The sequence below is a fragment of the Bowdeniella nasicola genome (assembly GCF_900107735.1).
Lineage (GTDB): Bacteria > Actinomycetota > Actinomycetes > Actinomycetales > Actinomycetaceae > Bowdeniella > Bowdeniella massiliensis.
On the sequence record NZ_FNQV01000015.1, the window covers coordinates 20,128 to 40,811 of the forward strand.

Consider the following 20,684-nt stretch of genomic DNA (forward strand, 5'->3'; position numbering starts at 1 on the left):
AAGGCGCTGAGAACCGACCACCTACGATGGAGTCATGACCGCACCCTCCCGCCTCGTGCTGTGGGGCGCGTATGGCCTTGTCGCAGTCATCGTCCTCGGGCTTTTTGCGACGGGTAACGTCATTCCCGCACTTCTGGTCATCGTCGTCGCCCTCATCCTTTCGGCTGCGCTGTGGCCTCGCCGCGTCACCGAAGCCCCGCCCGATGTGGCGGACTATCCAGACATGCTGGCCGAGCTCACGCGCTCGCGACGCGAGATCGTCTCCGCCTTTGAGATCGAGCGGCGGCGGATCGAACGCGATTTGCACGACGGGGCGCAGCAATACATCGTCGCCGCCAGCATGAAACTCGGGGAAGCGAGCCTCGATGTGGCTTCAGACTCGCCCGCGGGCCAGCTCCTTGGCGCAGCCCAGGATGACATCGATCGCGCCCTGCGGGCACTGCGCCAGACCGTGCACGGCATCCACCCCAAGGTGCTGACGGACCTGGGGTTGGAAGCGTCGGTGCGCGACCTCGGCGCGCGCGTGCCCGGCGTGCAGGTCCGCTGCCCCCATCCGCTGCCGAAGCTGCCCCAGGGCGTCGTCGCCGCCGGGTACTTCTTCGTCTCCGAAGCTCTGACGAACGCCGCCAAATATGCGCCGGGCTCAGCGGTGACCGTCCTGCTCGCCTGCGACGACACCCTACGTATCTCGGTGACCGACGACGGTCCCGGCGGCGCCGTCATTCGCCCCGGCCACGGGCTGTCCGGCATGCGCGAGCGTCTCGCGGCTTTCGGTGGCACCCTCGAGGTGTCCTCGCCTGCCGGCGGCCCGACGCAACTCATCGCTGCCATGCCGCTGCTTCTCAACCGCGGCGAATCCGCCGTTGCCGCTCCCACGACGCCCGAGGAGGACGCTTGAAAATCGTGCTCGCTGACGATTCCGCCCTACTGCGCGAGGGCCTGCGGGGTCTCATCGAACGCCAGGGCCATGAAGTCGTCGCGGATGCCGAGGACGCCCCGGGCCTCATCACAGCCGTCACCGAGGCGCGCGCAGGCAACGGCGTGGACGTCGTCGTCACCGACGTGCGCATGCCGCCCGGGATGGCGACCGACGGGCTCGATGCCGCCATCGCCCTGCGGGAGCGGTATCCGGACCTTGCCATCATGATCGTCTCGCAGTATGTCGCGCCCGCCTATGCCGCGAAGCTCCTCGCGCACGGCGGTGCCGGGTTCGGATACCTGCTGAAGGACCGCGTCGCCCGCGTGGCGGACTTCCTTCGCTCCCTCGACGTCGTCGCGGCCGGGGGAGTCGTCATCGACCCGGAAGTCGCGGCCCAACTCGCAGCTGCGCGCTCGGGGCCACTGGACTCGCTCACCGACCGTGAGCGTGAGGTCCTTGCCCTCATGGCCGAAGGGCTGTCGAATACCCAAATCGCCGCCAAGCTCTTCCTCTCGGGTGGCGCCGTTGCCAAATACGTCGCAGCTGTCTTCGTGAAGCTCGGCCTACCGGTCGGCGAAGATAACCGCCGGGTGCGCGCAGTCCTTGCCTACCTCACCGCACAAAACGATGGCCTCATGCACTGAGGCTCTGCACGATAACTCTTATCCTTGTCATCTCGGCGCTGAACTACTCAAGATAAGAGTTATCCATGCAAAAGTACCCGTGGGCGCTCAAGATAACTTCTATCCTGGAGTGATCGAGGAAAGGAGCGTCGTGGGCTACGTTGTCGGACGGCAAACGCAGGAATCCTCACTGGTCACAAGCACAAGGGAAAGGTTGTCGCCTACTACTGCAAGGAACTCTTCGAGTTGATCAACCACGGAGAACTCAACTTGGCTTCGAGCCAGTACGATGCAGTCGCTTCACCACCCCCTAAAGGGCGGCACCCAGCGTCGTGAAGCGCGTGCCGCCATCGAGGATGCCGGGAAGCGCGTCAGCGAGCCCGCGGGCGGTCTGACCGGTCGGCTGGTTCATGTGCGCCAAGATGATGTCGCCCGCGCGCGCCTGCGAGATGGCCGTGCGCACGCTGACTCGTGAGGCCCTCGCCCCTTGATCACCGTTGACAGAGAATCCTGCGACCTGCTCGCCCGCCAGCTTCGCTATTTCAACGCCAATATCGTCATAGTGTGCTGTGCCAGATCGGAAGAACCGTGGCGTCACGCCCAGTTCGTGGTGTAGAAAGTCGTGATTATCGCGCACCTCGCGCCATGCCTCGAGGGGCGAGGCCGTCCCGGCAATGCCGTAGGCTGCCCGTCCCGTGACCGACAGCGGACAGTGCTTCGTGCCGTGATTGGCGATCTCGAACAACGGATCGGAAGCGAGCTCGCGCGATAGAGCCAGATTCTTCGTCACCTAGCGATGGTTGAGGAACAGCGTGGCGGGCACCTGGTGGCGACGCAGCAGATCGATGAGTGCCGCATCGAAGCCGGATCCGCGAGCCCCGCCGCACGCATCGAGCGTCAGCGCGAGCGCATCGGATTCGATCCGCGAGACGATGCCGGGCATTTCCATGCCCCAGGCCCGCGGCGTCACGCCCGCGAACCTCGCGCTGATGTCGTCATCGCTCGGTAGCTGCGCCGAGGGCGACACCGTAGCAGGAGCCGTCGAGGGCGAGGGGGAGGCGGACGTCGTCGTGGTGGGGGATGAGCTCACCGAGGCGGCACTCGACGGGGATGAGGTCCCAGATGTGCGCGGTCCCGACGGGGTGCATGCTGCGAGCGCGCCTGCGCCTGCCGCGAGAATAAAACCTCGCCGAGTCACGAATGCCCGCCTGCCCGCCATAAATAGATCGTACGCCCGTCGCACCTGCCCCCTACGATGGGAGGCATGACCCATCTGGATGACACCGCTGCCAACGCCGCCACCGACGAGAAATCCGCTGAGGAAGACAACGCCCCCACCACCCCGCGCACCGACGGAAAGATCTTCGACGATCTCAAGGACTTCGTCGCCGCACCGCGCTTTACCTCCCTTGTGACCCGAAAAGCCGATGACGAACGCGACGCCCGCGCGATCGCCGCCGTCACTGAGCTGAACAAGAAGGGCGATGCCTACACCACGCGCCTCGTCGAACTCGACCCCGAAGGCGGGCCCGCACTCACTCTTACGCGCTCCAAGAAGGGCGAAGCGCTCGTAGGAATCGGCGAACGCGGCGAACTGTACTTCTCCTCCCAGCGTCCCGATGAAGACAACGACGACGATCTCGACGTCGCCTTGTGGATGCTGCCCCCACGCGGCGAAGCCCGCGTCATCCTGCGGCGCCCGGGCGGCGTCAATTCTGTGATCGCGGCCGGCGGCAAGCTGTACATCACCGCGCAAACGCTCACCAACGCCACCGACGAGGAAACGAACCGCGAGATCCTCAAGGAACGCAAGGACGGTGCCATCAGCGCGATCCTCCACGAGGACTTCCCGGTGCGCTACTGGGACCACGATCTCGGCCCGGCCTACTCCCGCCTCTACGTCGCTGACGTTCCGGACTTCGACGGCACCGAGCAGATCGAGCTGAGCGAACTGCCCATTCCCGACGGCAAGCTCCAGGGAATCTCCGTCGCCGATGATGGCTCCTCGCTCCTGCTCACCATCAACCGCCCCCACGCCGGAACCGACTCCCGCTCCTCGGTCTACCACCTCGTGCCGGGCAAGGACGCTACCCCGCTCGCCATTGCCCCCGCCCTGCGCGAGGACAGCGACGGCGAGGATAGCGACGATCTCCTCGAGTTTTACGCGGGCGATATCAGCCCCGACGGTCGCCGCGCGGTCCTCTCCGTCACGACGGGCAATCGAGATGGCAAGCCGCTTCGCGAATGGGCCGAACTTGTGGACCTGGAATCGGGCGAACGACGTCGCCTCATGCCGGACTTCGATGACTGGCCGGGCTCGATTTCCTGGCTCGACGACGAAGCCCTCATTATGCAGGCCGATCGCCGCGGCCGCGTCAGCCTCTACCTCGTCGACGTCTCCAACGGCGATGCGGACGAGGTCACACTGCTGACCGACGGCGACGAGTCCTTCTCCAGCGCCCAGGTGCTCGACGCCGCAACGATCCTCGCCTTGCGCTCCTCGATCTCCAAGCCCGCCGTCCCCGTGCGGATCGACGTCGCGACAGGCGAAGTCAGCGAGCTCGCCGCGGTCATTCCTGTTGTCGAGCCCGTTGGACAGCTCACCGAGGTCACCGCCACGGCAGAGGACGGCACCGAGGTGCGGGCCTGGCTCGCCCTGCCTGAAGAGATCCCAAGCGGCGGCGCGCCCCTGCTCGTTTTCGCGCACGGCGGCCCCTGGGGCTCCTGGAACGATTGGACGTGGCGCTGGAACCCGGGCCCGTTCGTCGCCAAGGGCTACGCCGTCCTGCTGCCGGACCCGGCGATCTCTACCGGCTACGGCCAGCACATGATAGACCGCGGTAACGACGCGATCGGCGACGCCCCGTACACCGACATCCTCGCCCTCATCGACGCCACCATCGCCCGCGACGATATCGACGGCGAGCACACGGCGCTGCTCGGCGGCTCCTACGGTGGCTACATGGCCAACTGGATGGCCGGGCACACGGGCGACCGCTTCCGCTGCATCGTCACCCACGCCTCCCTGTGGGATATCGACATCATGGGCCGCACCACCGACAACGGTGTCTGGCACGAGTGGATGCGAGAGAGCCAGAGCGCCGCATACTCCCCGCACGAGCACGTCGCCAACATCGAAGTCCCCATGCTCGTGATCCACGGCGATAAGGACTACCGCGTCCCCATTTCCCAGGGCCACGCCCTATGGCACGCCCTCCTGCGCGATTCGAAGGCCACCGGACACAAGTTCTTGTACTACCCCGACGAGAACCACTGGATCCTCAAACCGCAAAACTCGCGCATCTGGTACGAGACGGTCCTCGCCTTCGTCGACGCCCACGTCCGCGGCAAGGACTTCGTCCGCCCCCGCGAACTCGGCTAACGCCCGCGCTCGCCGTCGGCCCCCGGGCCGGGGACGGCGCCCGCCGCGACGAGCTCGCGCAGCTCGGCGATCTCGGCCCGCAGCGCGCGAACCTCGCTCAACGTCTCACCGTGAGCGCGGCTCTCGCGCTTCTTGCGCTCCTCGCCCTGGTCATCGATCTGCTCCACCATCCACGACGCGAGCGTCCCCGTGACGGTACCGAGCAGGCCGATGCCGTAAATCATCAGCCCGACGGCCACGGCCCGGCCGGTGAGTGTCACCGGCGCAATATCGCCATACCCGACGGTCGTCACCGTCACGAACGCCCACCACACCGAGTCCGGGAACGAATCAAGGTGGGAGCCGGGCGCATCGCGCTCCACATCGAGCACCGCGAGCGCCGCAATGAAGATGATGATGACCGACGCGCTCACCACATACATCCCGATCTTGCCCCGCAAGCTCGCTCCGGCCCGGCGGTTGAACAGCCGCACGAGGACGACGAGACGCAGGAGCCGCAGGGGTTGGAAGAACGGCAGCACGACGATGGCGAGGTCGAGCAGGTGGGTTCGCACGTAACGTAGGTGCGCTCGAGCAACGTAGACGCGCAGCACGAAGTCGATTGCGAAGAACACCCAGATGACGCGGCTGGCGAACTGGAGCGCCTGCGCGGTACTGGGCGCGAGAACGGGCTTGAGGATCGGCGTCGCGTAGCACACGAGGAATGCCACGGCCGCGAAACTGAGGGCGATGTCGGCTTTGGCCTCGTAGTTCTCGAGGCGTTCATCGCGCGCCGGCGGGGAGTCTACTGAGGGGTGCATGGTCCAACTCTAGGGTGCCGGGCATGCCGATGGCCCCGGGCTCAGTCAGACCCGGGGCCATCGTTGCCGGCGGTTATAGGGAGGCTACCGGCATCGCCTGCACGCTATGCGTGCCGTTTACGGGTGGCCGCAATACCTACGGCTCCGCCAAGGATGCTCATGAGAGCGAGCATCGCCAAAAGTCCGGAATCCTCACCGGTCACGGGCATCTCGGGCTTCGGAGTCGGCTTGACCGGCGGCTTGCCGGGCTTTTCCGGAGCGGCGAGACACCACTCGTTTTCGGTCATGTCGTTCCAGTCGGTTCCGACAATCTCGACGTAGTTGGTCACGACCTCACAGGTTCCAGGATCGACCTGGAACTCGCCGGTGTAGGTGAAGGTGTAGGGCTCACCGTCGCGCCACTGCAGGGTGGCGTCGGGGTGAACGATTACACCGTCGTCTGCACCATTGAAGTAATCCTTGACGACGATCTCCTTGTGCACTTCGGTGATGTCGGCGTTGAGGTCGTCCCACCAGTCAACCGCGAACTCGGAGGTGGTGGACTTGCCATCGCCCCACTCGACGGTGACGGTGTTCTTGTCGCCTGCGGCGCCTACGAAGTCTGCGGGCAGGTCACAGGAGTACTCGAACTCGGTGAAACCGCCCTTGCCGAGGGAGCCCTCTTGGAAGGGTTCTCCTTCGATGGTGCAGGTGTAGGTTTCGCCATCGGCGCCAGCGAAGGTGTCAGACACCTTGTAGTCGACCGTCCAGTCGTTCGGGTTGGTCACGCGAATCCAGCCGGTCAGGGCGAAGTCGGAGTCGGTGAACTCGCCGGGCGTCACGACGATCGAGTAGTCCGCGGTGCCCTTGCCCGTTTCCGGATCAATGACAACGGAGTCCTCAACGAGGGTCTTTTCGATATCCCAGTCGTAGGTGCGAGTCAGGCTCGGGCTGAGCGACTTGATGCCGGTCAGGTCCGCCTCGACGCAGATTTCGACTGACGCATCGTCCTCGACGATCGGATTATCCGGCAGGTCACCCCACACGGATGCGACGTTCACGACCTTGTAGCAGCGGCCGTCCTCCGCGCCTTCCGGTGCGGGCACGTTGACCTCGTAGGTCTTTTCGTAGACGTTGTCCGCATCGCCGTAGGTCAGCGTCCATTCCGGATCGAAGGTGAACTTGTTGTCCTTGATCGTGACAGTCTTGTCGATCTCGCTGACCGTCGCCTCGGAGAAGAGCACCGGTGCGGTGGCAACCGCCGGGGAGTCCGACATGCCGTACAGCGGCTTGTAGGACACCGTCGCGGTGTTCGTGCCATCCGCCGGGATCTCGCCATCCGGGTAGGTGCACGTGTAGTTCACGCTCACCGTCGACAGTGCCGGCACCGAGGTCGGTGCGGTGAGTGTACAGGTGCCGCCGTTATCGACGACATCGGTGACATCGACGATCTCGATCGCAACACCATTGGGGTTCTCGATCGAAATCTGGCCGGTGACCTGCGCCGCCGAGTAGTCGATGCCCATCTCGCTGACCTTGACGGTGTAGGCGATCAGGGCGCTACCGCCGGGCATGACGATCGCGCTTGCGGGCTCGGCCGTCTTTTCGATGCCCCAGTTGAACTTCGCGGTGTAGGAAGCCGTTGCCGTCTTGGTGACGACGAGGTCTGCGTACTTCGGAAGCATGTTGGTGAAGGTGCAGACCCAGTTATCGCCGTCAGCAACCGGCACCGTGGCGGTGCTGCCGCTGTAGGTTGCGCCGGCGCCGCCGACACAGCTCACGTCGTACAGCTCCCAGCCAGCCGGAACGTTCTCCGTGACCGTTGCCGTGCCAACGCCGACCCGGTAGGTCACCGACTCGCCATCGGCCAGGTAGATGTCCGAGGTGGAGGCGTAGGGCGAGGTGAGAGTGAAGTTGAACTTCGTCCCATCCGCCGGATCGGCCTTCTTCACGATGGTGATGTTGCCGGCCTTGACCGCGTCGGACTTCATCGAACGGTCCTGCTGGCCCACGTTGCCGCACGACAGCTCAATGATCCGCGTGTGGTACGGCGAGCCGTTGATGCTGCCCGCCCCCATGCCGGGACCGTAGTCGAGCTCGCTAGCAATGTGGGTGGAGAACAGGATCGTGTGTGGCCCGGCAGTATCGGCAGCGAACTGCAGGGTGTAGTTGATCGTGGCGCCGTTATCCTGAATGCCGATAATCGTCGCCCCGGAGTCCACGCGAAGGGCGTCGAAGGCATACTTGCCGTTGACAATCTTGTCGATCTGGACGACCACCGTCGCGGGCTCGCCCGGGGTCTGGATATCGACAATTGCGCGGCGCGGTACCCAGTCGCCCTCAGCGTATGCCGAGTTGTTGCCGTTCAGGTTGCCGTTTTGCCACGCTCCAGCAAGGTTTGCCCACTGGTTGTGTTCGACGACCTGACACTGCGCGTCGGCCATGACCTCGACCGTCTCTTCGGCATCTTCGGCTTCGGGTTCGGTCGCGGGGGCTTCGGGCGTCGAAGCTTCCGCTTCGGTTGGAGCCGTGTCAGTTTCGACGGCGTCCTTGTCGGATTCTTCAGGGGCTGGAGCCGGAGTCGCTTCCTTCGGTGCTTCCACCTCAGGAGCGGGGGTTTCCTCGGTTGCTTCGTCCGCCACGGCCTCTGTGGTAGCTTCCCCGACTACCTCAGTTGCCACGACGGGATCGGCGTTATCCGCCGTCTCATCATCTGCCAGCACTCCGGCCGGCAGGGAGAAGTTCAACCCCAAGACGAGCGCGGCGGTCGTGGCAATTGCCAGACCCTTCCGCTTCGGCTCAGGGTTTGGCGAGCGCGTTCGCGCTCCCCAAAATCGCCTGAAACGCATGTTATTCCTCCCGAATTACGTGTGTGCATCGCACAGCTTGCGGCTGGTTTCAGTCAGCCGCACCGTCCGTGCGACATTGCAGGACATATTAATTGTGTCACCATTTCGGGATTTTGGTCACCCGTGAGACTTAACAATTTCCGTGAACTCAAGTTTGTATACAAACATCGAGCTAGTGTGCGGCCCTTATGGCGGATTTGCGCGTTTTTTGCTCTTCGGCGGTCTCGGGCGCGCGTGGCTTGACAAGTGACGCGCCTGTGTCGTCCTTCAACTTTCGAGATCACGCCATGGCAGACTCAAACCATGTTCCCCACTCTCGGCGACTTGTTCGGCATCACGCTGCCGATCGACACCCACGCCTTTTTCGTCGGCGTTGGCGTCCTCGTCGCTGGAATCGTTTTTTGGTGGGAGGCCAGACGTCGGGGCCAGACCTCCGATGCCGTCCTCTATACCGTGCTCGGAGCGCTGCTCGGAGCCGGGATCTTTATGCGCCTTGGGACCTGGCTGCAAAGTACCGACCTGCGAGAGAACGCGACCCTCGCCGAGCAGTGGGCTTACGGAAACCGCTCCATCATTGGCGGGCTGTTCGGAGCATGGCTCGGCGTACACATCGCCAAACGCCTGACCGGCTATCGCGAACGCACCGGCGACCTGTACGCCCCGGCCGTCGCTGCCGGCATGGCCGTCGGTCGCATCGCCTGCCTGTTGACAGAGAACCCCGGAACGCCGTGCCCGGCATGCGCGCTGGGTGCCACCTGTCACGCCACCAACGGCGTATGCGGGATTGGACTAACCCTCGACCCCGAGACCGCTAGCCGCCTAGGAGCGCCGGCCGGCGTGGTGCTCCATCCTGCCTTCGTCTACGAAATCCTCTTCCACGCCGCCGCGTTCGCCGTGTTGTGGTGGTACCTGCGTAAGCGCCTGAAGGCCCCGGGCGAAATGTTCGTCCTATATATCGCGGCCTATGCGGTCTTCCGATTCGGCGTCGAATTCGTCCGCGGCAATGAGGTCGTCTTCGCTGGCCTCACCCGGCCCCAACTGGTCCTGGCTGCGACGATTCCGCTGATCTTCGCGCGTATTGGGTATGGCTACCGCCACGGTCGCTACGACTCGCTGCGCCGCGGCAGCACCGCACACGCCCCGGCGCGAGCGCTCCGGTAGGCTCCAGATATGACGCGCAACACCTTTGGTGGGCAGAAGCAGGAGGGGACCGGGATGCCGCTACGCGGCGACCGCATCCATCGCTACGTCAACTCCTTTTGCCCCACCTGCCACGACGAAGATCCCAGCCGGCCCCTGGCCGATGTCGAGCGACTCTCGGGCTGGCTTTCGGTGCGCGACGATACCGTCTGGCTGGAGCGAGCCTGCCGCCGCCATGGCTGGATCCGCACAATGTATGACGAGAATCCCGAGATCCTGTCGTATCTAGAAGAGTGGACCGCACCGACCAAGATCCACATGCCCGACGAGCCCGGCAACTTTCGGCCCGTTCCGGAGGCCTTCGCCTACGGTTTGCCTGAGGTCCACTCGCAGCACACGTGCATCCTCCTGCAGGACATCACCGATCACTGCAACCTCAAATGCCCGACGTGCTTCGCCTCCTCCTCACCGCAGCTCGCGGCCGTCGCGCCGCTCGCCGAAGTCCTCGCCAACATCGACACCCGGCTCTCGCGCGAGCGCGGCCACCTCGATGTCCTCATGCTCTCCGGCGGCGAACCCACGCTCTACCCGGAGCTTGCCGAGCTCCTCGAGGAAGTCACCGCGCGACCGATCACGCGCATCATGGTCAACACCAACGGGTTGACACTCTCGCGCGACGACGAACTCCTGGATCTGCTTGCGCGTCACCGCGAGCGCGTCGAGGTCTACCTGCAATACGACGGCGAGTCCGAACACGCCTCCCGCCATCACCGCGGCGGCGATCTGCGCGCGATGAAGGACCGAGCAATCGAGCGCCTCACCGGCGCCGGCATCTTCGTGACCCTCACGATGACGGCAGCGCTCGGCATCAATGACGACGAGATCGGACACGTCGTCAATCGCGCCCTCGATACCCCCTACATCGGGGGAGTGGCGATCCAACCCGTTTTCCGTTCGGGCCGTTCGGCGGGCATCGATCCGATGAACCGCCTCACCCACACCGGCGTGCTGGCCCGCCTCGGCCCACAAACCGGGGATCGGGTGACCTGGCGCGATCTGACCGCACTGCCGTGCTCTCATCCCCACTGCGCATCGGTCGGCTATCTCCTGAAGGACGACGCCGGAGTGTGGCGCTCCCTCACCGAGATCATGGGCCACGATCAGCTCAAAGCCTGGCTCGATCTCGAGCCCGAACTCCTCGCCAACCGCATCGCCGACGCCGAGATCCCCAAGCAACTGCGCGAAACGGTGAAAAACTCGCTGCTCGATCTGCTGTCCGAGCAAAACTCCCTGACGCACCCCAACCTCACGAGCGCGTGGCGCGATGTTTGCACCGCGTGCGACCTCGGCATCTCTACCCTGGCCACCCTCGCCGCGGGACGCCTGTCCGGCGGCCGCGAACGCATGCGCGCCCTGCTCGCCGACCGCGTCGTGCGCATCACCGTCAAACCCTTCATGGACATCTCCACGATGCTCGAAGAACGCCTCACCCAGTGTTGCGTCCACGTTGGTACCAAGTCTCCGGCCGACGCCCACCAATGCGCGCCGTTTTGCGCCGTCCAGGCATGGGGCCCGCTCTCCGATTCGCGGCTCTCCACGGCGACGAACGCGCGCGCGACAGCGGCGTCCAGCGAGCGCGTGCCCGTCGCGCTCGGCGCCCCGAGGTTCCGGGAGGATTCATGACAGCGAACACCACCCCGCCGTGGCACGAAGAAATCGCCGCGATGCGCAAGGACGAACCCTTCGACCCGCTGCGTCTGTGCATCTACGCCACGGTCGCGCTGCTCGGTTGGCTCGCGGGCCCCTTCGCCCTGCTCGTCTTCGCCGCCTTCGGTCTTGCCGCCTATATCCGTGCCCGCCGTGCAGGCCTGCTGCGCTCCAAGTGCTACCTGCGAGACACCCGCCTCGTCATCGGCTACCTGGCAGCCCTCGCCATCGCCGCCATCGTCGGCATCGTGCTTTTCTTCACCGACACCACCCTGCTCGACGTATTTCGGAGCTAGATCATGACTGATAACCCGTGGCGCAGCCCCTCTGGCGACGACGAGCAACACCGCCAGTCTGACTTCTCCCAGTCCGGCAGCCCAACCCCGCAGGGCGGGCAAGGCGCCAGCAGCGATGACCGCTACCGCCCGGGGACTGGCGGCCCCTTCGGTTCGAAGCAATCGGGTGAACCGTTCTCGCCGATTGTGCCGGAGGAGACCTCGAACCAGCCATATTCACCCAATCAGCCGACCCCGCCTAACCAGCCGAATCGGCGCGACCAGCCGGCCGTGCCGGGCGCCCCGGTCCCTGGCGGCACCAACCCGTTCCAGCACACCGGCGTCGCCCCCGGCTACGATCCGAACCGGCCGTACGGCGAACCCGAAAAGCGCACTTTCCTCCAGCGCGTCAGCCACGGCCCCGGCTGGGGAATCCTCGCCGGTTTGATCTGGACCACCCTCATGGTCTACGTGTTCTTTTCCGGTCAGAACCCCGGGTCTCTCACCTTCTTCTTGGCCGTCCTCGCGCCCCCGATCGCGTTATTGTTCGTCAATGGCTGGCGGCGCTTCGCACTCGGCTGGCTTATCGTCTTCGCCCTGTCGCCGATCGTTCTTGCGGGCGTGTGTATCGCGTTCATCGCAGGTTTCAGCGTTAGCGGGGGATGAGGGCGCCTGCGACACACGTGAGATTTCCGACGCCCCCACCTGAGATGAGGAACGCAAGGTCGATCCTCGTCGGCTTATCCTTAAGGGATGAGAATCGGGGCCGCCCGCGCCAGCTGGGCACGTGACTTCGCGGCCGATTCCTATCATCTGATCGCCGACGAGGACCTGCTCGAGCGTGCGCGCGTCCTGGCAACCGAGGACCGCGTCCGGATGCTCGTCGTCTCGGAGCAAGGCGAAACGATCATCGCGACGATCCGTCCGCTGACCAGCCGCGGGGTGGAGAACATTCGCGTCAGCTACGACGGCCAGACGCTCTCCTCACACTGCAGTTGCGATGGCGCCAACCGCGCCGACGAGCCATGCGTCCACGCCCTGGCGGCGATTATCGCGGCGGCCGAGGACGACTCGCCGGCCGCGGCGCACTCCTCCGACACACAGCAGGGCTCCTCGCGCGCGACTGAGCCCGCGCGCGAAGCCGAGCCGGTAAGCGCTCGGCCGGCGGATGCACCGACCTCCCGGGTGGGCCTGGAATTCTCCCTCACGCCCGATGACCACGTCGAAGTCCGACCGGTGCGCCGCACGGGCGAAAACAAGTGGATCGCCTCCGGCAATAGCTGGGAGGCGTTCACCGATCCAGCGGGCGTGCGGTGGGCGACGACGGACCAATCGGATGCGATCTTCGACCTCTACCAGGTCTTCCTCCTCGCGCGCCGGCAGGTCTACGCCTACGGCTCGCGCCGCGTCCAACTCGATACCCTCGGGCCACGCATCTGGCCGGCGCTCGCGGCCGCGCGCGACGCGGGCGTCGTCTTCGTGCCCGGATTCGGCCTCGGCACGAAGACCATCGCCCTGCTCGATGATGCCTACGCGCCCGCCGTCGACATTCGAGAGCGCGAGGACGGCCTCGACATCAGCGTCCTGTTACAGCCGCCGACGGGAGCCGCGACCCTGCCACCCCCGGCCGGCAGACTGCTGCCGCTTGGCGCACCAATGCACGGCGCCCTCGTCGTCGGCCAGGGCGGCGCCAAACTCGTGAGGCTGCCGCGCCCGAGCATCGAGGACGTCACTCGCCTCGCCGCCGCTGGCCGCCGCCGCATTCCGCTCGCCGGGAAAACGGCGTTCTTCGCGCGGGAGCTGCCGCGTCTGGCGCTGCACGTCGACGTCGTCTCCTCCGACGATTCCGCCGCGCTGCCGGAAGCAACGCGTCCCCGCCTTTCCGCCTCCGCCCAGTCAATCGCGGGCGCGCGACCCACCGTCGCGCTCACCTTCGCCCTCGTCGATCACAGCGCCCCCGAGCTCGATATCGACGCCCCCGCGGCGCCACTTTCGGCCTTTTTCAGCGATGACGACGTCACCGCCGAGCTCGGCGGCCACCTCCTGCGCGCCCTGCGCGCGGCCGCACCCGCCGCCTTCGGCCGCCTCCTGCCCACCGCGGAGGACCGTACCGAGGACGGCACCTGGCGTCGGCGCATTGTTGGCGCCGACGACGTCCGCCTCGCCGCCGGTGAGCTCCTTGCCTGGCTGGGCGACCAACGCGATATCGACCTCGGCGAGATCGCGATCGCCGTGCCCGACGAACAGGCCTCCACCCCGCACGTCGCGATCAGCGCCGCCACCGCGCCGCCAGGCGCGGCAGCCCCGACAGCTGTTGCCGCCGCACCCACTGGCGCCTCCGGCTGGCTCGATCTGGACGTGGACGTCACCGTCGCCGGCGAGCGCGTCCCCTTCGAAGCGCTGTTCTCGGCGCTCGCGGCCGGCGCGGAAAAGCTCCACCTCGCCTCCGGCCGTTGGATCGACCTCGCCCACCCGAGCCTCGACCCACTGCGCACGCTCATCGAATCCGCCCGTTCGCTGCACACTCGCACCGAAACCGGTCGCGGCGAGCTTTCCGTCTCCAGCTACGACGTGGCGGCGGCCGAAGCCCTGGACGCGATCGGCGATATCGACGACGCCAAGACCCGCGACTGGGTCGATCGCCTCCGCTCGCTGACCGCCCTCGCCTCGGGCGACGCCCCCGAGGCCGCCGCCGTTCCCGCAACCGTTAACGCCGAGCTGCGGGACTACCAGCAGCGCGGCGTCGCCTGGGCGAACCACCTGTGGACCTCCGGCCTCGGCGGCGTCCTCGCCGATGACATGGGCCTCGGCAAAACGCTCCAACTCCTCACCACGATCGCGATCGCCAAGGCCGACGGGCGCCTGCCGCGCCCCGCCCTCGTCGTCGCCCCCACCTCCGTCGTCGGCGGCTGGGTCGAGCAGGCCGCGCGCTTCACGCCGGACCTCTCGGTCGTGCCGATCACGCGCTCGGCCGCCGCCGCGGGACACGACCTCGCCGATCTCGCGGCCGGCGCCGATATCCTCGTCACGAGCTACGCGATCGCCCGCATCGATGCCGACGAGCTCGCCGCGCTGGGTTTTTCCGCGCTCATCATCGACGAAGCCCAGTTCGTCAAAAACCCGAGCTCGAAGACGTTCCGCGCGCTGCGCGATATCCCCTCCGACGTCGTCATCGCCGTCACCGGCACGCCGCTAGAGAACTCGCTCACCGACCTGTGGGCGATGTTTGCGCTCACCGCGCCCGGCCTGCTCGGCACGCTCAAGCAGTTCCAGCGCCGCTTCAAAAAACCAATCGAAAACGCCGACGCGACCGCCGCCGCCGATGCGAGCTCCGCCGACGCCGCCACGGAGCCCGACTCAAGCGATCGCCGCGCGCAGCTACGCCGCCTCATTGCGCCCTTCCTGCTGCGCCGCACGAAGCGCGACGTCGCCTCCGAACTACCCGAGAAGCAGGACCAAATCCTCGCCATCGAACTCACGAGCGCGCACCGCCGTCGCTACGACGAACAGCTGCAGATCGAACGTCAGCGCGTCCTCGGCCTGCTCGAAGACGCGGACAAGAACCGCGTCGCCATCTTGCGCTCGCTCACCATTTTGCGTCGCCTCGCCCTCGACGTGCGCCTCGGCCCCCGCGACGCCGAGCCCGAGGACGGCGCCGCGCAGCGCCCGCCGGCCCTCGCCACGAGCGAGCACCCCTCGGCAGCATCGGCCAAAACCGCCACCCTGATTCGCAACCTGCTAGAAATCTCCGCCGAGGGCCACCGCGCGCTCGTCTTCTCCCAATTCACGACCTACCTCGCGCTCGTCCGCCAGGAACTCGAGGCCGCCGGAATCGAGTACTGCTACCTCGACGGCGCTACCCGGCGCCGCGCCGACGTCATCGAGCGCTTCCGCACCGGCGACGTTCCCGTCTTCCTCATCTCGCTGAAGGCCGGCGGCTTCGGGCTCAACCTCACCGAGGCCGATTACGTCTTCCTCATGGACCCCTGGTGGAACCCCGCCGTGGAAGAACAGGCCGTCGACCGCACCCACCGCATCGGCCAAACCCGCCCGGTCAACGTCTACCGCCTCGTCGCGGCGGACACGATCGAGGAAAAAGTCCTCGCCCTGCAGGAGCGCAAGCGCCGCCTCTTCGACGACGTGATCGGCGACGGCTCGGACTTCGGCGCAGGCGCCCTCACCCCCGAGGACGTCCGCGGCCTCCTCGCCGATTAGAGCCGCGCGGAGTACTTCATCTTGACGTAGTCGGTGCCTGCGATGGTCTGCGTCCCGCGGGTCGCCTCCTGCTTCATCCCGCAGCGCTTGTAGAACGCCCGCGCGCTCGCATTGTCCTTCAGCACCCACAGGATCATGCGCTTGCAGCCCATCTGTTTGGCGGCCTCCTTCGCCTTGGCCAGCAGCGCGCGGCCGGCGCCGGCCCGCAGGTGCAGCGGGTGGACGTAGAGCGCCGCGAGCTCCGAGTCGTCCGTCGAGGAATCTTCGTCGCGACACGGCCCGACGGCCGCAAACCCAATGATGGTGCCGCCATCCTCGGCGACGAGATAGCGCACCGGGCCGCCCTTGCGGATGCTGCGGGTGAACTTGGCGGTGCGGTCCGCGATGGAGAGCGAATCGAGCACTCTGGAGGGGAGGAGACCTCGGTAGGCATGCTGCCAGGACGCGACGTGAATGCGGGCGACGGCCGCCGCGTCCGCAACGGTCATCGGGCGCACCTGTAACTCAGATCTCACAAGGGCACGCTACTACAGGACGAAACCGAAAACCGGCGAGTCGGGCGAAATCTTCTCAATCGCAAGGGGAGAGGCCGCCATTCGGTCGAGTAATGCGGGTAGCGCCTCGGGTCCGGCGAGATCGATGCCGACGAGCGCGGGCCCCGTCTCACGATTCGTCTTCTTCGTGTATTCAAACAGCACGATGTCATCGTCGGGGCCGAGCGTATCGTCGAGGAAATGCCGCAGGGCGCCGGGCTGCTGGGGGAAGGTGACGAGGAAGTAGTGGCGCACGCCCTCGTGGATCAGCGAACGCTCCAGGACGTCGGCATAGCGGGAGACGTCGTTATTGCCGCCGGAGACGATGCAGACGATCGCGTCGGTTGCCTTGGAGGTGCGCCCGAGTCCCGGGATGTAGCGCCGCGCCGCGGCCGAGGCGAGCGCGCCGGAGGGTTCGGCGATGATGCCCTCGGTTTGGTACAGGTCGAGCATTTCGGTGCAGACGGCGCCCGCGGGCACGGAGACGATGTCGTCGACGAGCTCACGCACGACCTCGAAGGTGTACTGGCCGACCTTGCCCACCGCGGTGCCGTCGACAAACGGGTCGACCTGCTCGAGCGCGACGGGCCCGCCAGAGCGCAGCGCTGCCTGCATGGAGGCAGCGCCGGCGGGCTCGACCCCGATGACGCGAATCGAGGGGTCGACGTGTTTTGCCCACAGCGCGATGCCGGAAATCAGGCCGCCGCCGCCGATCGGCACGATGATCGTTCCGACCTTCTCGCCCGCCTGCTCCAGCAGTTCCTTCGCGACGGTGCCCTGGCCAACGATCGTGCGCGGATCGTCAAAGGGCGGCACATAGTTCGCGCCGGACTCAGCGGCGTACCGCTGCGCGGCCTCCGAGGACTGGTCGAACGTCACTCCCGTGATGACCTGCTCCACCCACGGCCCGCCAATGTCCTGGATACGATCGCGCTTTTGGCGCGGCGTCGTCGTCGGAAGGAAGACGCGGCCCTTGATGCGTAGCTGCCGGCACGCGAACGCCACGCCCTGCGCGTGATTGCCCGCCGATGCGCACGCCACCCCGTGGGCGCGGTCCGCATCGCTGAGCGAGGAGATCAGCGTGTAGGCGCCGCGCACCTTGTAGGAGCGGCCCATCTGCAGGTCTTCGCGCTTGAGGTAGACGGGCGTGTGTAGATCGCCCGAGAGCCGCAGCGACATCTCCAGCGGGGTGCGCCGAATCGTCGTTCCGAGCCGCTCGGCAGCAGCGGAGATGGCAGCGGGCGAAAGATCGGCATGCATGAGCGCTATTGTGACACTCACGCCCGCGCGCGAGCAGCCCGTTCCGCCATCGGGACGGCTACGCTAGTGGGATGGACCACGAAAACTTCGGTGATTTTGAGTTCGAACGACGGTTCTTCGTCGCCGAGCTCCCCGAAGCCATCACCTCCTCCCAGCGCCCGAGCGTCATGGTGCAGTCCTATCTCTTGGCCTCCGACGGCTACGCCGTGCGCGTGCGCGCCCAGGCCACCAATCCCTCCCGGCTGCCGACGCCTGCCGATGGCGCCGATGCCGTGCTCGAGATGATTGCGGGCGACGTTGACTTCTGCGGCCTGACGGCCAAGGGCCCCTACGTCGGCGGCACCCGCTATGAGGCGGAGCGGGAACTCGACGTCAGCGTCGGCCTGGAAATGGTGCGCCGCGGCGGCGCGAAAGTCGCCAAACTACGCTACAGCGCCTGGCTCGGGGAGGACGGCTGGGTGATCGACCAGTTCACGGGCGCGAACGCCCCGCTCGTCATTGCCGAGGTCGAGCGCGGCGGCCCCGTCGTCGACCTCGTCATCCCGAGTTTTTGCACGCATGAGCTCACCGAGGACGCGCGCTTTTCCAACGACCGCCTCTCGGTCAACCCCTACCGCGCCTGGGCCTATGCTTTTCACGAGGAACTCGCGCGAACCGGCGGCACCTTCGCCACGAGCTTTGGAGACAACCAGCATGAATCCCGATAGCAATCCGGCGCTCGTCTCGATCGCCGTCGCTCAGCTCGCGACGGCCGTCGCCTTCCTTGCGCTCGCAGTGGCCTCCTTTTGGTACAAGGGCCTGTTTTGGTGGGCCGCCGTCGCGGGCATCGCGTGGGTGGCGCTGTTCATCGCGATCAAGGTGATGGAACGACGCGCAAGCGTCCCGCCACTGATGGACGGTATTGACGACGAGCGCCGCCGCCGCGGATAGGGCGAATAACTTATCCGACGTGCTCGGATGGCGCGCGCGACTTCTCGCGTTTGACCGCCCAGATGAGCGCGCCGATCACGAGCAGAATCGCGATGCCGAGCAGGACGAAGACGTCGGGAATTCCGCGCGTCGCGTTGGTGACAGAGGATTCGATGCCGACCTGCTGATCGGGCGAGAGCAGGCCGCCAAGGTTCTGGGTGCCGTTCGTTGCCAGCAGCAGGATGCCGATCGCGATGAACAGTAGGCCGCCGACGAAGGAGGCGATAGTCGTCTTGATCGGGCCGAGGTGAAGGGGGCGGGGGCGCAGCCAGCCGCGTTCACCGATCTTGAAGCGGTCCCACAGGGCGGCGAGGATGACGAGCGGCACGAGCATGCCGAGGGCGTAGACGGCGAGCACGAGGGCGCCGTAGGCGGCCGATCCGCCAAGGCCCGCGAGGGCTAGCACGGAGCCGAGAATCGGCCCGGAGCAGCCGCCGGCCACGCCGTAGGTCGCGCCCATGACGTAGACGGCGATCCAGCCGGCGGGATTGCGGTCGGCGCGGGCGGACTCGGACGTGCTGGCGCGGTCGGCCATGGCGGCGCCGGGCAGGCGGAAGGTGACGCCGAGGGTCATGAGGATTCCGAGCGCGATGACGAGGACGGCGCTGCCGATGATGAGTAAGTGGCGGTAGGTCACGAGGAGGCGGCCGAGGCCCCCGGCGACGGCGCCGAGCGGCACCAGGGTCGTGAGCAGGCCCAGATAGAACACGCCCGTCTTTGCCAGCAGGTTGGTGCGCGAGGCAAAGGCGTAGGCGAAGAATCCTGGCAGCAGCATGGCGGCGCACGGGCTGAGCAGCGTAGCGATGCCGCCAACGATGGCACCGGCGAGTCCAATATCAGTCATCGCGGGCCACGATACCGCGCGGGTTTTTCTGCGTCGACGTGCGTTAGCTGACAGTGATGCCTTCTCGCCAACTCGCCTCGCTCGTCATAGGGTGGACGATATGTCCAGAACTCGTCGGGAAAAATCGGCCGGAGCCGCGGCGACCACTGCTGTGCCGCGGGGCGCGGACGGCCGTCCTATCCTGCGCGATGCCTACGGCCGGATCGCGCGCGATTTGCGCGTCTCGCTGACAGACCGGTGCAACCTGCGGTGCACATACTGCATGCCGGCCGAGGGGCTGGACTGGTTGCCGACCGAGGTGACGCTCACCGATGCGGAGGTCTCGCGGCTCATCCGCATCGCCGTCGAGATTCTCGGCATCGACGAGGTGCGATTTACGGGCGGCGAGCCGCTGCTGCGGCGCGGCCTGGAGACGATCATCGAGCAGTCGGCGGCGCTCACGACCCGCCACGGCAGGGCGCCCGAACTATCGATCACGACCAACGGGCTGGGCCTCGATAAGCGGGCGGCGTCGTTGAAAGCCGCGGGGCTGACGCGCGCCAATGTTTCGCTCGACACGCTCGATCCGCGGCGCTACGCCAAGCTCGCACGCCGCGACCGCTTCCACGACGTGATCAAGGGCCTTAAGGGGGCGCGAGCTGCGGGGCTGACCCCGATCAAGGTCAACACCGTCTTGATGCGCGGTGTGAACGAGGACGACGCGGCGCCGCTGCTGCACTTTTGCCTCGTCAATGGCTATCACCTGCGCTTCATCGAGCAGATGCCGCTCGGTCCGCCGCACACGTGGGATCGCACGCAGATGGTCGACGCCGCCGAGATCTTGCGGCGGCTATCGCAGCGCTTCGAGCTGTCCCAAGAGCCCGCGCCGCAGGGCAGCGCGCCGGCAGCGGTCTGGCAGGTCGCGGCGGGCGCGGACCATCCTGCGGGCACCGTCGGCGTCATCGCCTCGGTCTCGCAGCCGTTTTGCGGTGCGTGCGACCGCACCCGGCTCACCGCCGACGGCCAGATGCGCACCTGCTTGTTCTCGCGCACCGAAACCGACCTGCGCACGCCGATGCGCGAGGGCGCAACCGACCTTGAGCTCGCCGAGATTTGGGCGGGCGCGATGGCAGGCAAGAAGGCCGGCCACGATATCGACGACCCGCGCTTCATCCAGCCGGGCCGCACCATGTCCGCCATTGGCGGCTAG

The 20,684-nt window shown here is 66.5% G+C and carries 19 protein-coding genes; 11 read left to right on the forward strand and 8 right to left on the reverse strand.

Translation table 11 applies throughout. The annotated features are described in order from the left end of the window. The first annotated feature begins 34 nt into the window (after window positions 1-34). Both BLU67_RS10580 and BLU67_RS10585 read left to right on the forward strand, forming a co-directional pair. Window positions 35-898 carry a sensor histidine kinase gene (locus tag BLU67_RS10580; protein ID WP_261977104.1) on the forward strand — a complete coding sequence of 288 codons (864 nt, stop codon included), beginning with the start codon at window positions 35-37 and terminating at the stop codon, window positions 896-898. Continuing rightward, window positions 895-1,563 (forward strand): response regulator transcription factor, encoded by a 669-nt coding sequence (locus tag BLU67_RS10585; protein WP_092565753.1) that lies wholly within the window; start codon window positions 895-897, stop codon window positions 1,561-1,563. Before BLU67_RS10580 ends, BLU67_RS10585 begins: the two co-directional genes overlap by 4 nt. Window positions 1,564-1,852: 289 nt before the next feature. On the opposite strand, the gene BLU67_RS12440 is transcribed toward BLU67_RS10585, so the two are convergent. Genes BLU67_RS12440 through BLU67_RS12450 form a run of 3 tightly spaced genes read right to left on the reverse strand, consistent with a single transcriptional unit; the run spans window position 1,853 to window position 2,690 of the window. After that, on the reverse strand, window positions 1,853-2,332 hold the full coding sequence (locus tag BLU67_RS12440; RefSeq protein WP_222842475.1) for a polysaccharide deacetylase family protein: 480 nt from the start codon (window positions 2,330-2,332) through the stop codon (window positions 1,853-1,855). Further along, on the reverse strand, window positions 2,333-2,569 hold the full coding sequence (locus BLU67_RS12445) for a hypothetical protein (protein WP_222842476.1): 237 nt from the start codon (window positions 2,567-2,569) through the stop codon (window positions 2,333-2,335). Next, a complete protein-coding gene (locus BLU67_RS12450) occupies window positions 2,538-2,690 on the reverse strand; it encodes a hypothetical protein (protein ID WP_222842477.1) in 153 nt (50 codons plus the stop codon). Before BLU67_RS12450 ends, BLU67_RS12445 begins: the two co-directional genes overlap by 32 nt. Before the next feature lie 116 nt (window positions 2,691-2,806). Between BLU67_RS12450 and BLU67_RS10595 the strand changes: the two genes are divergently transcribed. Continuing rightward, on the forward strand, window positions 2,807-4,924 hold the full coding sequence (locus BLU67_RS10595; protein ID WP_092565755.1) for an alpha/beta hydrolase family protein: 2,118 nt from the start codon (window positions 2,807-2,809) through the stop codon (window positions 4,922-4,924). On the opposite strand, the gene BLU67_RS10600 is transcribed toward BLU67_RS10595, so the two are convergent. Further along, on the reverse strand, window positions 4,921-5,724 hold the full coding sequence (locus tag BLU67_RS10600) for a potassium channel family protein (protein WP_092565757.1): 804 nt from the start codon (window positions 5,722-5,724) through the stop codon (window positions 4,921-4,923). The genes BLU67_RS10595 and BLU67_RS10600 overlap by 4 nt on opposite strands. Window positions 5,725-5,828: 104 nt before the next feature. Beyond that, window positions 5,829-8,552 (reverse strand): prealbumin-like fold domain-containing protein, encoded by a 2,724-nt coding sequence (locus BLU67_RS10605; protein WP_092565759.1) that lies wholly within the window; start codon window positions 8,550-8,552, stop codon window positions 5,829-5,831. A gap of 303 nt (window positions 8,553-8,855) precedes the next feature. On the opposite strand from BLU67_RS10605, the gene BLU67_RS10610 reads away from it, so the two are divergent. The 5 genes from BLU67_RS10610 to BLU67_RS10630 all read left to right on the forward strand — a co-directional run bounded on the left by BLU67_RS10610 (window position 8,856) and on the right by BLU67_RS10630 (window position 15,889). After that, a complete protein-coding gene (locus tag BLU67_RS10610; RefSeq protein WP_092565761.1) occupies window positions 8,856-9,713 on the forward strand; it encodes a prolipoprotein diacylglyceryl transferase in 858 nt (285 codons plus the stop codon). 9 nt (window positions 9,714-9,722) lie between these two features. After that, window positions 9,723-11,375, forward strand: coding sequence for a radical SAM protein (locus BLU67_RS10615; protein ID WP_222842478.1), 1,653 nt, complete (start codon window positions 9,723-9,725; stop codon window positions 11,373-11,375). Beyond that, complete coding sequence (locus BLU67_RS10620; protein WP_222842479.1) at window positions 11,372-11,695, forward strand: hypothetical protein; 324 nt, start codon at window positions 11,372-11,374, stop codon at window positions 11,693-11,695. Before BLU67_RS10615 ends, BLU67_RS10620 begins: the two co-directional genes overlap by 4 nt. Before the next feature lie 3 nt (window positions 11,696-11,698). After that, on the forward strand, window positions 11,699-12,340 hold the full coding sequence (locus BLU67_RS10625; protein ID WP_092565763.1) for a DUF4199 domain-containing protein: 642 nt from the start codon (window positions 11,699-11,701) through the stop codon (window positions 12,338-12,340). Window positions 12,341-12,427: 87 nt separating this feature from the next. Continuing rightward, window positions 12,428-15,889 carry a DEAD/DEAH box helicase gene (locus BLU67_RS10630; protein ID WP_092565765.1) on the forward strand — a complete coding sequence of 1,154 codons (3,462 nt, stop codon included), beginning with the start codon at window positions 12,428-12,430 and terminating at the stop codon, window positions 15,887-15,889. On the opposite strand, the gene BLU67_RS10635 is transcribed toward BLU67_RS10630, so the two are convergent. Both BLU67_RS10635 and ilvA read right to left on the reverse strand, forming a co-directional pair. Further along, window positions 15,886-16,404 carry a GNAT family N-acetyltransferase gene (locus tag BLU67_RS10635; protein WP_143027418.1) on the reverse strand — a complete coding sequence of 173 codons (519 nt, stop codon included), beginning with the start codon at window positions 16,402-16,404 and terminating at the stop codon, window positions 15,886-15,888. The genes BLU67_RS10630 and BLU67_RS10635 overlap by 4 nt on opposite strands. Before the next feature lie 12 nt (window positions 16,405-16,416). Continuing rightward, entirely contained in the window at window positions 16,417-17,682 is a 1,266-nt protein-coding gene (ilvA, locus tag BLU67_RS10640) for a threonine ammonia-lyase IlvA (protein ID WP_092565769.1), read from the reverse strand. 71 nt (window positions 17,683-17,753) lie between these two features. On the opposite strand from ilvA, the gene BLU67_RS10645 reads away from it, so the two are divergent. Further along, a complete protein-coding gene (locus BLU67_RS10645) occupies window positions 17,754-18,389 on the forward strand; it encodes a CYTH domain-containing protein (RefSeq protein ID WP_092565771.1) in 636 nt (211 codons plus the stop codon). Next, entirely contained in the window at window positions 18,376-18,612 is a 237-nt protein-coding gene (locus BLU67_RS10650) for a hypothetical protein (RefSeq protein WP_092565773.1), read from the forward strand. The genes BLU67_RS10645 and BLU67_RS10650 overlap by 14 nt, the downstream gene beginning before the upstream one ends. A gap of 10 nt (window positions 18,613-18,622) precedes the next feature. On the opposite strand, the gene BLU67_RS10655 is transcribed toward BLU67_RS10650, so the two are convergent. Beyond that, a complete protein-coding gene (locus BLU67_RS10655; protein WP_092565776.1) occupies window positions 18,623-19,495 on the reverse strand; it encodes a cytochrome c biogenesis CcdA family protein in 873 nt (290 codons plus the stop codon). A gap of 100 nt (window positions 19,496-19,595) precedes the next feature. Between BLU67_RS10655 and moaA the strand changes: the two genes are divergently transcribed. Then, window positions 19,596-20,684, forward strand: a complete 1,089-nt coding sequence (moaA, locus tag BLU67_RS10660; RefSeq protein ID WP_092565778.1) for a GTP 3',8-cyclase MoaA — start codon at window positions 19,596-19,598, stop codon at window positions 20,682-20,684.

Coding starts and splice junctions, on each gene's coding strand:
- BLU67_RS10645 (WP_092565771.1), top strand. CDS start 17,754: ATGGACCACGAAAACTTCGGTGATTTTGAGTTCGAACGACGGTTCTTC.
- BLU67_RS10655 (WP_092565776.1), bottom strand. CDS start 19,495: ATGACTGATATTGGACTCGCCGGTGCCATCGTTGGCGGCATCGCTACG.
- BLU67_RS10630 (WP_092565765.1), top strand. CDS start 12,428: ATGAGAATCGGGGCCGCCCGCGCCAGCTGGGCACGTGACTTCGCGGCC.
- BLU67_RS12450 (WP_222842477.1), bottom strand. CDS start 2,690: ATGCACCCCGTCGGGACCGCGCACATCTGGGACCTCATCCCCGTCGAG.
- BLU67_RS10605 (WP_092565759.1), bottom strand. CDS start 8,552: ATGCGTTTCAGGCGATTTTGGGGAGCGCGAACGCGCTCGCCAAACCCT.
- BLU67_RS10625 (WP_092565763.1), top strand. CDS start 11,699: ATGACTGATAACCCGTGGCGCAGCCCCTCTGGCGACGACGAGCAACAC.
- BLU67_RS10595 (WP_092565755.1), top strand. CDS start 2,807: ATGACCCATCTGGATGACACCGCTGCCAACGCCGCCACCGACGAGAAA.
- ilvA (WP_092565769.1), bottom strand. CDS start 17,682: ATGCATGCCGATCTTTCGCCCGCTGCCATCTCCGCTGCTGCCGAGCGG.
- BLU67_RS10615 (WP_222842478.1), top strand. CDS start 9,723: ATGACGCGCAACACCTTTGGTGGGCAGAAGCAGGAGGGGACCGGGATG.
- BLU67_RS10620 (WP_222842479.1), top strand. CDS start 11,372: ATGACAGCGAACACCACCCCGCCGTGGCACGAAGAAATCGCCGCGATG.
- BLU67_RS10600 (WP_092565757.1), bottom strand. CDS start 5,724: ATGCACCCCTCAGTAGACTCCCCGCCGGCGCGCGATGAACGCCTCGAG.
- BLU67_RS10650 (WP_092565773.1), top strand. CDS start 18,376: ATGAATCCCGATAGCAATCCGGCGCTCGTCTCGATCGCCGTCGCTCAG.
- BLU67_RS10580 (WP_261977104.1), top strand. CDS start 35: ATGACCGCACCCTCCCGCCTCGTGCTGTGGGGCGCGTATGGCCTTGTC.
- BLU67_RS10610 (WP_092565761.1), top strand. CDS start 8,856: ATGTTCCCCACTCTCGGCGACTTGTTCGGCATCACGCTGCCGATCGAC.
- moaA (WP_092565778.1), top strand. CDS start 19,596: ATGTCCAGAACTCGTCGGGAAAAATCGGCCGGAGCCGCGGCGACCACT.